The sequence below is a fragment of the Burkholderia crassaminum genome (genome assembly GCF_964265005.1).
GTDB lineage: Bacteria > Pseudomonadota > Gammaproteobacteria > Burkholderiales > Burkholderiaceae > Burkholderia.
In genome coordinates, this window is record NZ_OZ183799.1 from 2,340,413 (window position 1) to 2,353,845 (window position 13,433).

At 65.0% G+C, this 13,433-nt stretch carries 12 protein-coding genes; 5 read left to right on the forward strand and 7 right to left on the reverse strand.

The genetic code is table 11. The features are described 5' to 3' along the window. Positions 1-75: 75 nt before the first annotated feature. Positions 76-540 carry an acetyltransferase gene (locus ACPTTF_RS10780; RefSeq protein ID WP_423371163.1) on the forward strand — a complete coding sequence of 155 codons (465 nt, stop codon included), beginning with the start codon at positions 76-78 and terminating at the stop codon, positions 538-540. A 130-nt stretch (positions 541-670) separates the two neighbouring features. Here ACPTTF_RS10780 and ACPTTF_RS10785 read toward each other — a convergent pair whose 3' ends face one another. Next, on the reverse strand, positions 671-1,225 hold the full coding sequence (locus ACPTTF_RS10785; protein ID WP_423371164.1) for a TetR/AcrR family transcriptional regulator: 555 nt from the start codon (positions 1,223-1,225) through the stop codon (positions 671-673). Positions 1,226-1,321: 96 nt separating this feature from the next. Here ACPTTF_RS10785 and ACPTTF_RS10790 point away from each other — a divergent pair, with 96 nt between their 5' ends. Then, positions 1,322-1,987 (forward strand): DJ-1/PfpI family protein, encoded by a 666-nt coding sequence (locus ACPTTF_RS10790; RefSeq protein WP_423371165.1) that lies wholly within the window; start codon positions 1,322-1,324, stop codon positions 1,985-1,987. Positions 1,988-2,222: 235 nt separating this feature from the next. Further along, positions 2,223-2,840 (forward strand): 3'-5' exonuclease, encoded by a 618-nt coding sequence (locus ACPTTF_RS10795; protein WP_166960553.1) that lies wholly within the window; start codon positions 2,223-2,225, stop codon positions 2,838-2,840. 398 nt (positions 2,841-3,238) lie between these two features. On the opposite strand, the gene ACPTTF_RS10800 is transcribed toward ACPTTF_RS10795, so the two are convergent. From ACPTTF_RS10800 to ACPTTF_RS10825, 6 genes are all read right to left on the reverse strand, one after another. Further along, positions 3,239-4,594, reverse strand: coding sequence for a glycosyl hydrolase family 18 protein (locus tag ACPTTF_RS10800; protein ID WP_423371166.1), 1,356 nt, complete (start codon positions 4,592-4,594; stop codon positions 3,239-3,241). A gap of 965 nt (positions 4,595-5,559) precedes the next feature. Continuing rightward, entirely contained in the window at positions 5,560-7,179 is a 1,620-nt protein-coding gene (gene guaA / locus ACPTTF_RS10805; RefSeq protein WP_423371167.1) for a glutamine-hydrolyzing GMP synthase, read from the reverse strand. Between the two features lie 116 nt (positions 7,180-7,295). Continuing rightward, positions 7,296-7,907 carry a hypothetical protein gene (locus ACPTTF_RS10810; RefSeq protein ID WP_423371168.1) on the reverse strand — a complete coding sequence of 204 codons (612 nt, stop codon included), beginning with the start codon at positions 7,905-7,907 and terminating at the stop codon, positions 7,296-7,298. A gap of 6 nt (positions 7,908-7,913) precedes the next feature. Beyond that, a complete protein-coding gene (guaB, locus tag ACPTTF_RS10815) occupies positions 7,914-9,374 on the reverse strand; it encodes an IMP dehydrogenase (RefSeq protein ID WP_166959983.1) in 1,461 nt (486 codons plus the stop codon). A 278-nt stretch (positions 9,375-9,652) separates the two neighbouring features. Next, positions 9,653-10,459, reverse strand: a complete 807-nt coding sequence (locus tag ACPTTF_RS10820; RefSeq protein WP_423371169.1) for a DUF2182 domain-containing protein — start codon at positions 10,457-10,459, stop codon at positions 9,653-9,655. Between the two features lie 30 nt (positions 10,460-10,489). Further along, on the reverse strand, positions 10,490-11,254 hold the full coding sequence (locus tag ACPTTF_RS10825; protein WP_423371170.1) for a DUF899 domain-containing protein: 765 nt from the start codon (positions 11,252-11,254) through the stop codon (positions 10,490-10,492). A 114-nt stretch (positions 11,255-11,368) separates the two neighbouring features. On the opposite strand from ACPTTF_RS10825, the gene ACPTTF_RS10830 reads away from it, so the two are divergent. Together ACPTTF_RS10830 and ACPTTF_RS10835 are read left to right on the forward strand one after the other, a co-directional pair. After that, positions 11,369-12,589, forward strand: coding sequence for a helix-turn-helix domain-containing protein (locus ACPTTF_RS10830; RefSeq protein ID WP_423371171.1), 1,221 nt, complete (start codon positions 11,369-11,371; stop codon positions 12,587-12,589). A 31-nt stretch (positions 12,590-12,620) separates the two neighbouring features. Beyond that, on the forward strand, positions 12,621-13,307 hold the full coding sequence (locus tag ACPTTF_RS10835) for a DUF5074 domain-containing protein (protein WP_423371874.1): 687 nt from the start codon (positions 12,621-12,623) through the stop codon (positions 13,305-13,307). The last annotated feature ends 126 nt before the right edge of the window (positions 13,308-13,433 follow it).

Consider the following 13,433-nt stretch of genomic DNA (forward strand, 5'->3'; position numbering starts at 1 on the left):
GAGCGGCCCGATCGGGGCCATGACGGTGTCGGCTGCCCGCCGACCTTCAAACTACCCATCAAAACAGGTCAAACCATGATCAGCATTCGCAAATCCACCGAGGCCGACGGCACACGCGTGCTGGATATCTGGCGCGACGCGGTCGACGCCACGCATCACTTCCTGAGCGACGACGACCGCCGCGCGATCGAATCCGACGTGGTCGCATTCCTGCCCGGTGCGCCGCTTGATCTCGCCGTCGACGAGGCCGACCGCGCGATCGGCTTCATGCTGCTCGACGGCAGTCACATGGAAGCCCTGTTCGTCGATCCGGCTCACCATGGCGCAGGTGTCGGGCGCCTGCTCGTGGAAGCGGCACTCCGGCGTCACCCCGACCTGTCGACCGACGTCAACGAGCAGAACGAATTGGCAACGGGATTCTATGAACGGCTCGGCTTCGAGCGCTGCGGGCGCTCGGCGCTCGATGGACAAGGGCGGGCCTATCCGCTGATCCACCTGCGCTATCGCGCGGCAACGTCGTCCTCGCCGCGGCACGCATAACCCCCTGGCTGGCGTGGGGTACCGCGCCGCCCTCCGCGGCACACGCGTCGGGCGCGCGAATGCAGCTGCGCGTTATCGAGTCCGCGCCACGCATGCAGCACGCGCACCGATACGCGTGCCACGTGGCGCGTCACGCGCGACGCATCGGCAGCACGCGTTCGACGATTGAAAAAGCGCGCTGCATGAAACCGTTGAACCGGTCGGCATCGCGCCGCAGCCCGGCCTGTTGTCCGCCGATCAGGCACAAGTGCACGGCCTGCCCGACGATCTCGGCCTCGCCCGACGTGCGCACCAGCCGGCGCGACGTCTCGATCGCAAACGCTAGCCGCGCCGCGTCGACGCGCTGCTGGAATTCCGCGACCAGCGGATCGTGCAACGCCCAGGCGCGGATCGCGATTTCTCGCCCGGGCCGTTTCTCGGCGGCAATGCGCAGGTAGCGCGCCAGCGTGTCGCCGGCACCGCGGCCCTCGGCCGCATACGCAAGCATGCGCGCGGTGTAGTCATCCTCCCACGCGGTCAGCAAGGTCGAGACGAAGTCCTCGCGATTACGGAAGTGGTGATAGAACGATCCGCGGGTCACGTTCAGCCGTCGCGCAAGGCTTTCGGCCGAAATGCCCGCATACCCTTCCCCGTCGAGGGCGTCGAAGCCCGCGGCAATCCAGTTGTTTCGCGTCAGTGTGCTCATCGTCATCGCCATACAGGCTGTGTATGGTGCGGCATGGACAGATAGGCTGCGAACTCTATCACGGCCGCCGCCGCATCCGGCAGCGTGCCACTACGCATGGAGTCCGCCTTGAAAGACATCGCGCTCGTCGCATTCGACCGGTTCACCGACATCGACCTGTTCCTGATGTGGGACATTCTCGGTCGCAACAACAAGGACTGGCGCGTCCGGATCCTGGGTGCGCAGCCGGTGCTGCATTCCGCCCATGGCCTGGCCATCCCGACCCACGGCCCGCTCACCAACGCCAATCGCGCCGACGCGATCCTGTTTTCGAGCGGCAAGGAAGGCGTACCGGCCGCGCTCGCCGATCCGGATTTCCTGCAGTCGTTCGATCTCGATCCCGAACGCCAGCTTGTCGGGTCGATCTGCGCCGGCGCCTTCATCCTCGAACGGCTCGGGCTGCTGCCCCAGCGCCGCGCCACGACGCACCCTGAAGCGCGGACGGGTTTGCAGGCACTCGATCTGCAAGCGATGGATCAGCCGCTGGTGTGTCACGGCAACGTCGCGACCGCGGGCGGATGCCTTGCGTCGCTCTATCTGACCGGATGGCTGGTGGAAGCGATGTTCGATGCGGACAAGCGGCGCGAGACGCTGCTGCCCGTGCTGCCTGCCGGGCAACGGGAGATTTACGAAGAACTGATCGCGTTCAGCATCAGGCAGGGTGCGGGACAAGCCACAGGCCCGATCCGGATCGTCGAAGACAAAAACGGGCTTGCGGCATGACGCTCGGATAGACGGGCTGCCGATAATAGGCAGCCAGCACCCTGTTGCAGCGTCGTGCGTCCTGCCTAGCCAACGGCGGATCGGGACGCATTCGCGGGCGATCGGTGTCATCGATCGGGTCGGCTTGCGCCGCACGCATGGTCGTTTCCCGGGCTGAACGAGTCTGTCGCGGGCCTGAAGATGCTAACCTCTCGGCCTCTCTGAACGACACCGCGTGTAGCAACAGGATTCGACCATGCAAACCGTTGCGGTACTGGACTTCGAAACAACCGGACTTTCGCCGAACCTGGGCGACCGTGCGACCGAAATCGCCGTCATCCTCCTGCGGGACGGACAAGTCGTCGACCGTTTCCAGAGTCTGATGAATGCGGGCAGGCGCATCCCGTCGGATGTCGTCGCGCTGACCGGCATTACGAACGAGATGATCGCATCGGCACCCCCGGCATCGAAAGTCATGAAGGAAGCGGCGGCGTTCGTCGGCAAGCATGCGGTCGTGGCCCACAACGCCGGTTTCGACAAACGGTTCTGGCAGGCGGAACTCGGGCTGCTCGGCATGACGGCCGAGCATGCCTTTGCCTGCACGATGCTCGTGGCGCGACGTATCTACCCGGATGCCCAGAGTCACCGCCTGTCGAGCCTGGTGGATATGCTGCGGTTGCCCAAGTCGGGCCGTGCGCACCGGGCGATGGTCGATGCCGAGATGGCCGGTCACCTGTGGTGCCGGTTGCAGCACGACATTGCGCGGACTTACGGGCTGGATCGCATCGATCACGCGCTCATGGCACGCGTCCAGGCGACGGCGAAGGCGAAAGTGCCGCTGTACTTGCGTTCGCTCGCGGGCTCGCACGCGTGAGAATCGGTCGACCACCGCAGGCGATCGCCATCAGGCGCACAGCGAATCGCCGCATCTCGCATGCCGCACGACGTTTCATGATTCAGGCACTGCGTTAACGCAAAACGGCTTGGCAATCGCCAGGCCGGTTCTTGACGAATTATTGACGACCACGGCCCGCGTGCAATGAGCCGCCCTCACCAAGCCGCAGACAATTCCGCCGATGCTTCGCCGGTCGGCTTTGCGTGGCAAACACGGCTTGCGCCATCGGAAGAACCGGAAGCCGGCGCGGCCATGCGTTTGGCACTTCAGTAACTTGAGCCGACGCACGCGGCCCGACACGAACTGAAAAAAGGCCATGCGGTCGCATGGCCTTGGGCGATCATTGCCGCAGGTACTGAAAAATCGTTTCAGGCGTCTTAGGCAAAAACGGCGTTCAACGTTGCAATGATTGCCGTCTGGCTGCCCCCTGCCAGCGGAACCGTCACCGTCGATCCACTAAAGCCAACCACGCTTTGCCCGGCTGGAGCCGGCTGTACAAATCGATTCTGGGTGGCTGAGCCGGCCATACTGCCGAATGGGCCATAAGTGACCCCGCTTTTCCCGGTCAACGACAGTTGCAAAACACATTGCCAGCCATACCACACGCCCGTGTAGCCGGAAATGGACACGATCGGATCATTAAGCGGGATATTGAAGGTTTGCGCACCCCCACTGTTTCCGCCGTGTTGCAACAAGGTAAATATTCCGGTTCCCGTTCCCTGGGTGCCGGTGTTATAGGGCCCCGTCCCGGTATTGACAGCCTGAATCGCGTTGAGCACGTCGCCTGATCGGATCGTCATCTGGGTAAGGTTGGGATTGCCCGCTGCGTTGACAATCGGCGTGTCGTCGAAGATGTTGCTGGAGGGTGGATTGCCGAGTTGATCGAGAATCATGAACTGCGCTTGCTCGAACTGGAAGTTTCCAGAATTGAAGCGCCAGACAAAAATATCTTGATAGTCATATAGCGCGCTCCCGAAAGAAAAACCTTCCGAAACCATGCTCCACACCTGTTGCGCGCTAGCATTGGGGGCTGCATTTCCTGGCTCAAACTGAGCCCCATAGCCAATCCTGGACGGCGATATTCCGGCATCGAGGAACGCTGATAGAGGCGTGCCGTCATAGAATTGCGGCGAGACAAAATCGAATTTGCTATTGACTGTAGAATAATCAGTCGTGTCGGTGGGCCACGCGGGCGTGAATGACAGATAATATTTCACGGGCTGCCGATCAAATTCATTGCGAATTGCAGAAAACAGGATCTGAAACTGCGATCGCGTCATTTTCTCGGAAACATCGCCCTCCCAATCGATGTCCAAGCCATTCATTCCATTATCTTTAAGATATGCCACCAGATTATTTGCAAAGTTACTTGCCTGCGTTTGCGGATCCCCACCCCCTGAAAAAACCGCCGCCAAGGTATTGGCACCGGAATACACCATTGTGGCCAGAAATTTTATTCCGGGATTGACCTGACGCGCATCGCGGAGCACAAAATTCAAATAATCCTGATTAGTCAGGCCACCCGGATGAGATGAGTTGCCGATTTGGATCGTGGAACCCTGCGCGGCGGGAATGACTTCAAAAAAAGCAATGCCAAGAAAACTTGCACTGTCGTAAACCTTGCAATCGACGAGCGATTGATAGCAACTTTCGGGACTGTTGTAGTTGGTTTGTGGCGGTTCGTCTTCGTTCAAGAAAATCCACGCATTGATGCCGTTTTGTAGGTTTGCCATTTTTCTTTCCTGTGACGTAGCGTTTTTGGGCGGTGGCGCGCGACGCTGCAACTACAGTAGAAGGCCACCAAATACCACGGCCAATTGACCGTGGCGCATCAGCAATGCGGTCACGCCCAGAGACGACACAGCCACGCAATGAACTGAGGCGTTCCACGTTGCTGAAGATCAGTATAGGAAATGGCGAAAGACAAAACCTTCCGAACTGCGCAAAAATAATATCGATTCTTTGGAAAAACACGCGACACCAATTCGACGGCAAAAACCCTATCGAGCGCAACAATGTACTTTCGGATCCGCCATTCCGGCTCCATTACGCCGGCTGCCGACACATTCACCAAAGGTCTTCGTCACGACGCGCCGCTGCTTTTTCCTCTGCTTCGCCACGGCCAGGCACCTGTCTTCACGGACGGTACGCCGGGCATCCAGCGGTTTTTCCCGCGCCAACGCCAGCGAAATACACCCTCGGCCATTGCGGCCGATTGTCATCGTTTCTCGCCGCTCAATAATGAGGCGATCGTATCAAAAAAGGAAATGGTGAACGCCAGAGATACTGCGACATATATGCCGTCGCGGTCAGCGATCTTGTACAGGGCTGTACGGGGTTTGAAGTTGCGGAGTGTGAATTCAGTGAGCTGCTTTTCTCGTTCTCGTGATTGGTAAAGCTTTTACCGCTGCCAACCACGAGCCCTCGATGTGCCCGCAAACCCGCACCACGCCCGGCATTTTGGAAGGAGTTTTACTGCCACGACCGAATCACGTTGCCGGTAGATTATCGAGTCGCAATCATGCATTCGGTACATACCGCCCGCTCCACCGTCATTTTGCGGCGCACACGCGGCGGGCGGTCTCCGGAATCGTCTAAAGTTCGCTTCTAGATCAACGGCTTACAACCATGGGGATCGCAACGAAAATCCCGCAAGGTACTGCGTAAGCCATTGATTTCAAGAGGAACGTTTTACCACTCACTCCCACTCGATCGTCGCCGGCGGCTTGCCCGAGATGTCGTACACGACCCGGTTGATCCCGCGCACCTCGTTGATGATCCGGTTCGACGCACGACCGAGCAGCGCGTACGGCAAGTGCGCCCAGTGGGCGGTCATGAAATCGGTCGTCTGCACGGCGCGCAGCGACGTCACGTAGTCGTACGTGCGGCCATCCCCCATCACGCCCACCGACTTGACCGGCAGGAACACCGCGAACGCCTGGCTCGTCAGGTCGTACCAGCTCTTGCCGACATCGGCTTCGCCGCACAGGCCGGCAGCCGCATCCTGCGCGGTCGCGGTCGTGTTGCGCAATTCCTCGATGAAGATCGCGTCAGCGCGGCGCAGCAGGTCCGCGAACTCGCGCTTCACTTCGCCGAGAATCCGCACGCCGAGGCCCGGGCCCGGGAACGGATGGCGGTACACCATCTCCGGCGGCAGGCCGAGCGCGACGCCCAGTTCGCGCACTTCGTCCTTGAACAGGTCGCGCAGCGGCTCGAGCAGCTTCAGGCCGAGCGTTTCCGGCAGGCCGCCGACGTTGTGGTGGCTCTTGATCGTCGTCGCCTTCTTCGTCTTCGTGCCGCCCGATTCGACCACGTCCGGATAGATCGTGCCCTGCGCGAGCCACTTCGCCTTCGACAGCTTCTTCGCCTCGGCCTGGAACACCTCGACGAACTCGCGGCCGATGATCTTGCGCTTCGCTTCCGGATCGGTCACGCCGGCCAGGTGGCCGAGGAACTGATCGGCTGCGTCGACGTGCACGACCTTCGCATGCAGGCGGCCCTCGAACATGTCGAGCACCGTCTTGCCTTCGTTCAGGCGCAGCAGGCCATGGTCGACGAACACGCAGGTGAGCTGGTCGCCGATCGCGCGATGGATCAGCGCGGCCGCGACGCTCGAATCGACACCGCCCGACAGGCCGAGAATCACTTCCTCGTCACCGACTTGCTCACGGATCTTCGCGACGGCTTCCTCGATGTGATTCTTCATGATCCAGTCGGGCTTCGCGCCGGCGATCTGCAGCACGAAGCGCTCGATGATCTGGCGGCCCTTCAGCGTGTGCGTAACTTCCGGATGGAACTGCACCGCGTAGTACCCGCGTGCCTCGTCGGCCATGCCGGCGATCGGGCAGCTCGGCGTCGACGCCATCAGCGCGAAGCCCGGCGGCAGCTCGGCAACCTTGTCGCCGTGGCTCATCCAGACCTTCAGCATCCCGTGGCCTTCGTCCGTCTTGAAATCCTCGATGCCGTCGAGCAGGCGCGTATGGCCGTGCGCGCGCATTTCCGCGTAACCGAATTCGCGGTGGTCGCTCCACTCGACCTTGCCGCCGAGCTGCACGGCCATCGTCTGCATGCCATAGCAGATGCCGAGCACCGGCACGCCGAGATCCCACACGGCCTGCGGCGCGCGCAGCTGGTGGTCTTCGTACGTGCTCGCGTGGCTGCCCGACAGGATCACCGCCTTCGGCGCGAATTCGCGGACGAAGTCGTCGGACACATCGTTCGGATGGATTTCGCAGTAGACGTGCGCTTCACGCACGCGGCGCGCGATCAGTTGGGTGACTTGCGAACCGAAGTCGAGAATCAGGATTTTGTCGTGCATGGCTGCGGACGGGATGAAGAGAATAAGAAAAGCAGCGCATCATTTGCATCATGCGCTGCGTCAATAGCATGGACAGCGGCGTCGGGCGGAAGGCAGCACGCGCGACGCATGGCCGGTCAATCCTGCATCGGCGGGCGCTCGTCGAGTGCGACGGTGCCTGACGACGATGGGCCGGATGCGGCCGGTGACTTTGCGGCGGACGGCGACGGTGCCGCGGGACGGCTGACAACGGGTTCGACACGCTGCGGCGCTGACGGCGACGCTTGCGCCATCGCCGGCTCGTCCGGACGCTGCGCCGGCGCGCGCGCCTCGAGCGCCTGCGCTTTTTCGCGCCGGCGCACGGCCGATGCGAGCCGAACGCCGCCAAGGCCGAGGACGATCAGCGCAACGCCGGCCACGGCCGACAGCACCCTGCCGGCGGCTGCGAGCGCGGGACCGCTGCCGGTGCCGATCGACCAGACGATCGTCAGCGCACCGGTCAGCCAGTACACATGGCCGACCGAGCGCGCAACCGGCGCCGTGAGATCCCCGTTGAACGCTGCATGAAACGCGAGCCACGCGAGCCCGAGCAACGCGATGCCGAACGCCTGGCCGAGCATCGCCGGCTGGACGTTCGCAAGCTGCAGCGCGTTGAAGAGCGACTGCCAGGGCGTCAGCACGAACAGCACGCCGAACGCCAGCAGCAGCACGGCATCGATAATCAGCACGGCTCGCAGCAGCGGTTTCATCGGCGATCAGTCCACGTGGTAGTTCGGTGCTTCCTTCGTGATCTGCACGTCGTGCACGTGCGACTCGCGCATGCCCGCCGCGGTGATCTGGACGAATTCTGCCTTGTCGTGCAGCTCGTCGATCGTGCGGCAGCCGCAGTAGCCCATGCTCGCGCGCACACCACCGACCAGCTGGAACAGGATCGCGTTGACCGAACCCTTGTACGCGACGCGGCCTTCGATGCCTTCCGGTACGAGCTTGTCGATGTTCGCCGAGTTGTCCTGGAAGTAGCGGTCCGCCGCGCCGTCCTTCATCGCACCGACCGAACCCATGCCGCGGTACGACTTGTACTGGCGGCCCTGAAACAGGAACACGTCGCCCGGCGCCTCTTCGGTGCCCGCGAACATGCTGCCCATCATCACCGCGTTCGCGCCGGCCGCGAGGGCCTTCGACACGTCGCCCGAGAAGCGCACGCCACCGTCGGCAATGCACGGCACGCCGGTGCCCTTCAGGGCTTCCGCGACGTTCGAGATCGCGCTGATCTGCGGCACGCCGACACCGGCGACGATCCGCGTCGTGCAGATCGAGCCCGGGCCGATACCGACCTTGACTGCGTCCGCGCCGTACTCGACGAGCGCCTTCGCGGCGGCAGCCGTCGCGATGTTGCCGCCGATCACCTCGACGTGCGGGAAGTTCTGCTTGACCCAGCGAACGCGCTCGAGCACGCCCTTGCTGTGGCCGTGCGCGGTATCGACGACGATCACGTCGACGCCGGCCTGCACCAGCAGCTCGACGCGCTCTTCGTTGTCCGCGCCGACGCCGACCGCCGCGCCTGCACGCAGCTTGCCGTGTTCGTCCTTGCACGCGTCCGGGTGCTCGGTCTGCTTCGTGATGTCCTTGACGGTCATCAGGCCGCGCAGTTCGAACGCGTCGTTGACGACCAGCACGCGCTCGAGGCGGTGGCTGTGCATCAGCGCCTTCGCTTCGGCGAGCGGCGTGCCTTCCTTGACCGTGACGAGGCGCTCGCGCGGCGTCATGATCGACTTGACCGGCTCATCGAGGCGCGTTTCGAAACGCAGGTCGCGGTTCGTGACGATACCGACGAGCTGCGGGCCTTCGACGACCGGGAAACCCGAGATGCCATGCTGGCGCGACAGCGCGATCACGTCGCGCACCTTCATTTGCGGCGGCACCGTGATCGGATCGCGAACGACGCCCGACTCGAAACGCTTGACCTTCGCGACCTCGCGGGCCTGCTCGGCCGGCGTGAGGTTCTTGTGGACGATACCGACGCCACCCTGCTGTGCCATCGCGATCGCGAGGCGACCTTCGGTGACCGTGTCCATCGCGGCGGACACGAGCGGCATGTTCAGGGAGATGTTGCGGGTCAGCTTGGTCTTGAGGCTGGTGTCGCGCGGGAGAACGTCGGAGAAGGCGGGAACGAGGAGCACGTCATCGAAAGTGAGTGCTTTTTGGATCAGACGCATGGCAAATCCTATGGGCGCAAAAGCGAATTATACGCGAAGCGCTGCGAATTTTCACAACACGAACAACGGCTTAGCCGGTTTCAGCCGTTCGGGGGCCGAATCGTTCGGATCGCGGTTCGGTTCGTTTTCGATCGCCTTTCGTTTCACCGCTGCATCGAGCCATTCGCGCAACGGGCGGCAACGCGGCCCATCGGCCTGTTGCGAACGGGTCACGCGGCCGAAGCGGCCACGGTGAAGCAAGGCCCGGCAACGTGTCGACTCGGCCTGCCTACCCTGTGTTATAGCAGTCCGGCCGCACGCACGATCATCGCGATGCCGCCGCCGACCGCCACGCAACCGACGATCCGCGCAACACGCCCGCCGGGCGGCGCGAGACGCTCGGCGGCAATCGCGACCGTCACGGCGGCCATCACGCGCAGGTCCATCATGCCGGCCGCCAGCGCGATCGCCATCAGGTTCCCGCAACAGGCGCTGCAGTGCATGGCGGCCCGCACGCCGTGCCGCCATGCCACACCGGCAACTGCCGACGACCGGTGTGCGTCGCGTGCCGTATGCCGGCAGCACGCCAGCCGCCTCGCCTTCCACGCGAAGAATTGCAGCATGCCCGCAACCGACACGACCGCGCCGGCCGCGAACGGCAGCGCGCGGGCAAGCGCCGGGAGCCGTGCGGCGGCGGCCGTCAGCGCGGCGCCAACCGGAAACACGAGCGCCCCGAGCGCCATCCACACCGCGAAATATCCGACGCCCGCGACGACGACGAGCCAGGCGGAACGCGCCGTGGCCATCGGGCCGATGCTCTGCCGGTATCGCCAGAGCATCGGCGCCAGCACCGGCAGCATCATCGCCACGGTCATCGCGCCCCACATTCCGGCGAACGCCGCGAATGCGCGGACGGTGCTTCGGCCGCACGGCTGCTGCCATGCGGCCGAAGCCATCCAGCCGCCGGCCATCGGTTCACTGCCCATCGCGGCCATCGACGCGTGCTGCGCCAGTGCCGCCGTCACGGCGACGGCGAACACGGCCGCGAATGCGGCCCCGAATGCCCTCGGATCAGGGCCTGCCCCGCCGGTTGCCGACTGCGCCATCGCGCGCTCCCGCCCGTCGCCGGCTTGCGCTCAACCGCGCGCGTACTCGTCGTGACGGCGCCACCACGGGCCGGCCTCGTTGCGCCCGCGCGGCGCGCGATCGAGCCACTGGTACATCCCCCACAGCCCGTCGAGCCCGCGCGCGTAGGTCGAGTACGTGTGATAGACGACGCCATCCTCGCGCACGAACGCGCTCATCCCCGGCCGGTCGAGCGAGTACGTGAGCGCGTCGGTGCCGCAGGTCGCCGCGAACTGCACGACGGGTGCCGGCGGCGGATCCATGTCCATCGCGTGACCGGCCCGCGCGTAGTTGTACTCGACGTCGCCCGCGCGCTGCTGCGTTTCGGTGAACGACACATTGAAGTCGAAGTTGAAATCGCTGCCGGCCGACGATGCCCACGGGAAGGTCCACCCCATCCGCTCGCGGTAAGCGAGCAGCTTCGCGAGCGGCGCACGCGACACCGCCGCGAGCGTCACGTCGTGGTTCGCCAGGTGCACGGCGAAGCCGTCGAAACCATCGGCGAGCGCCGAGCACGACGGGCAGCCGGCCTTGTAGTCGGGGCCGAACATGAAGTGATAGACGAGCAGTTGCGAACGGCCGCGAAACAGGTCGTCGAGCGTCGCCTGCCCGTCTTCGGTGTCGAACCGGTAGATCTTGTCGACGCGCACCCAGGGCAGCGCCTGGCGCCGCCGTGCGAGTTCGTCGCTTTGCCGCGTCAGCGCCTTTTCGGCATCGAGCAGTGCGCGGCGCTCGGCCAGCCATTCGTCGCGCGTTCCGGTGAGATGGGTCGTCATTGCGGGTTCCTCCTTCCGATGGGTATCCGGGCACGGCGGACAGTGCCGTGTGCGTGGTGCTAGATTAGTGGCGGGCATCGGACCGGAGGGAGTGACAAGTGTGTCGGGATTCGGATGGATTCGCTGATCACCGCGGCCGCGCGCGCGCTCGCGGCCGGTGACGCGCTCGGCGCGCTGAACCGCGTCGCGCTGCGCGACGATGCGCCGGCGCTCGCGCTGCGCGGCATCGCGATGGCGCAGCTCGGCGATTTCGAACGCGCGCGAGCCCTCGTGCGCGGTGCCGCCCGTGCATTCGGCGCGAAGGAAGCCGTTGCACGGGCGCGCTGCGTCGTCGCGGAAGCCGAGATCGCACTCGCGTCGCGCGACCTGCGCTGGCCGACGCGCGCGCTCGATACGGCCTGCGCAACGCTCGACGCGCACGGCGACCGCGCGAACGCCGCGCATGCACGCTATCTCGGCGTACGCCGGCTGCTGCTGATCGGCCATATCGACGATGCCGAGCAACTGCTCGCGCATCTCGATCCCGCGCCGCTGCCAGCCGCGTCGCGCGCCGCCCATGAACTGATCGCGGCCGGCATCGCGATGCGCCGCATCCGTACGCACGTGGCACGCGCGGCGCTCGCCCGTGCGCACGCAGCCGCCCGCGACGCCGGCATCGCCGCACTGACGGCCGAGGTCGACACTGCGGCACGCGTACTCGACGCACCGGCGGCGCGCCTCATCGCGCGCGGCACATCAAGGCTCGTGCAGCTCGACGAAGTCGAGACGCTGTTCGCGTCGAACGCGCTCGTCGTCGATGCGTGCCGCCACACGGTGCGCGACGCGCGCACGACCGTGTCGCTTGCGCGGCGGCCCGTGCTGTTCGTGCTCGCCCGCGCGCTCGGCGAAGCATGGCCGGCCGACGTGTCGCGCAACGCGCTCGTGGCCGCCGCGTTCCGCGCGAAACACGCGGACGAATCGCATCGCGCGCGGCTGCGCGTCGAGATCGGCCGGCTGCGTGCGGTGCTGCGGCCGCTTGCCAACGTCGTCGCGACGCCGCGCGGCTTTGCGCTCGAGCCGCTCGGCGTACGCGAGACCGTCGTCCTGGCGCGCCCGGTCGACGATCGCCACGCGGCCGTGCTCGCGCTCCTCGCCGATGGCGAAGCATGGTCGAGCTCCGCGCTGGCGCTGGCTCTCGGCGCGAGCCAACGCACCGTGCAGCGCGCGCTCGACGCGCTCGCCGAAGCGGACAAGGTCCAGGCGCTCGGCCGCGGCCGCGCGCGCCGCTGGATGACGCCGCCGCTGCCCGGTTTCGCGACGACCTTGTTACTCCCTGCCCCGCTGCCGGGAGATTAGGATGACCTCACCGAACGACGAGGTGACGAACATGAAACGCTCCAGTGCAGAGATCCTTCGCGAATACGGCCCGTTTCCCGGCGTCGACGGCGTACACGGCGTCACGTTCGACGGGAAGTACGTGTGGTACGCGTCCGGCGACAAGCTGAATGCGCTCGACCCGGAGCGTGGCACGACCGTCCGCTCGATCGACGTCGCCGCGCATGCGGGCACGGCGTTCGACGGCCGCCACCTGTACCAGATCGTCGAGGACCGCATCGAGAAGATCGATCCCGAATCGGGTCGCGTGCTTGCGACGATTCCCGCGCCCGGCGGCGGCGGCGATTCGGGGCTGGCATGGGCCGAAGGCACGCTGTGGGTCGGCCAGTACCGCGAACGCAAGATTCATCAGGTGGATCCGCAATCGGGCGCGGTGCTGCGCACGATCGAATCGAACCGCTTCGTCACCGGCGTGACGTGGGTCGACGGCGAGCTTTGGCACGGCACCTGGGAAGCCGACCAGGCCGACCTGCGGCACATCGATCCGCGCACGGGCCGGGTACTCGAGCAGATCGACATGCCCGCCGGCGTCGGCGTATCGGGGCTCGAATCCGACGGCCACGACCGCTTCTACTGCGGCGGCGGCAACAGCGGCACGTTGCGCACCGTGCGCCGGCCCGCGCAGGTGCGGGCGCCGGGCGACAGTGCGGGAGCGACGCCCGATCCGGCTGACGATTGATCGGCCGCCTGCCGGGATCGCTCCTGCGCGCTGCACGCCAAGGCACCGCCCTGCGCCGAGTGCAGGAATGAACAAGACGACGCCGCGACGGCGTCGCTAAGATGCGCGCTCGTCAGTCATGTGTTC

Coding starts and splice junctions, on each gene's coding strand:
- ACPTTF_RS10780 (WP_423371163.1), top strand. CDS start 76: ATGATCAGCATTCGCAAATCCACCGAGGCCGACGGCACACGCGTGCTG.
- ACPTTF_RS10785 (WP_423371164.1), bottom strand. CDS start 1,225: ATGAGCACACTGACGCGAAACAACTGGATTGCCGCGGGCTTCGACGCC.
- ACPTTF_RS10790 (WP_423371165.1), top strand. CDS start 1,322: ATGGAGTCCGCCTTGAAAGACATCGCGCTCGTCGCATTCGACCGGTTC.
- ACPTTF_RS10795 (WP_166960553.1), top strand. CDS start 2,223: ATGCAAACCGTTGCGGTACTGGACTTCGAAACAACCGGACTTTCGCCG.
- ACPTTF_RS10800 (WP_423371166.1), bottom strand. CDS start 4,594: ATGGCAAACCTACAAAACGGCATCAATGCGTGGATTTTCTTGAACGAA.
- guaA (WP_423371167.1), bottom strand. CDS start 7,179: ATGCACGACAAAATCCTGATTCTCGACTTCGGTTCGCAAGTCACCCAA.
- ACPTTF_RS10810 (WP_423371168.1), bottom strand. CDS start 7,907: ATGAAACCGCTGCTGCGAGCCGTGCTGATTATCGATGCCGTGCTGCTG.
- guaB (WP_166959983.1), bottom strand. CDS start 9,374: ATGCGTCTGATCCAAAAAGCACTCACTTTCGATGACGTGCTCCTCGTT.
- ACPTTF_RS10820 (WP_423371169.1), bottom strand. CDS start 10,459: ATGGCGCAGTCGGCAACCGGCGGGGCAGGCCCTGATCCGAGGGCATTC.
- ACPTTF_RS10825 (WP_423371170.1), bottom strand. CDS start 11,254: ATGACGACCCATCTCACCGGAACGCGCGACGAATGGCTGGCCGAGCGC.
- ACPTTF_RS10830 (WP_423371171.1), top strand. CDS start 11,369: ATGGATTCGCTGATCACCGCGGCCGCGCGCGCGCTCGCGGCCGGTGAC.
- ACPTTF_RS10835 (WP_423371874.1), top strand. CDS start 12,621: ATGAAACGCTCCAGTGCAGAGATCCTTCGCGAATACGGCCCGTTTCCC.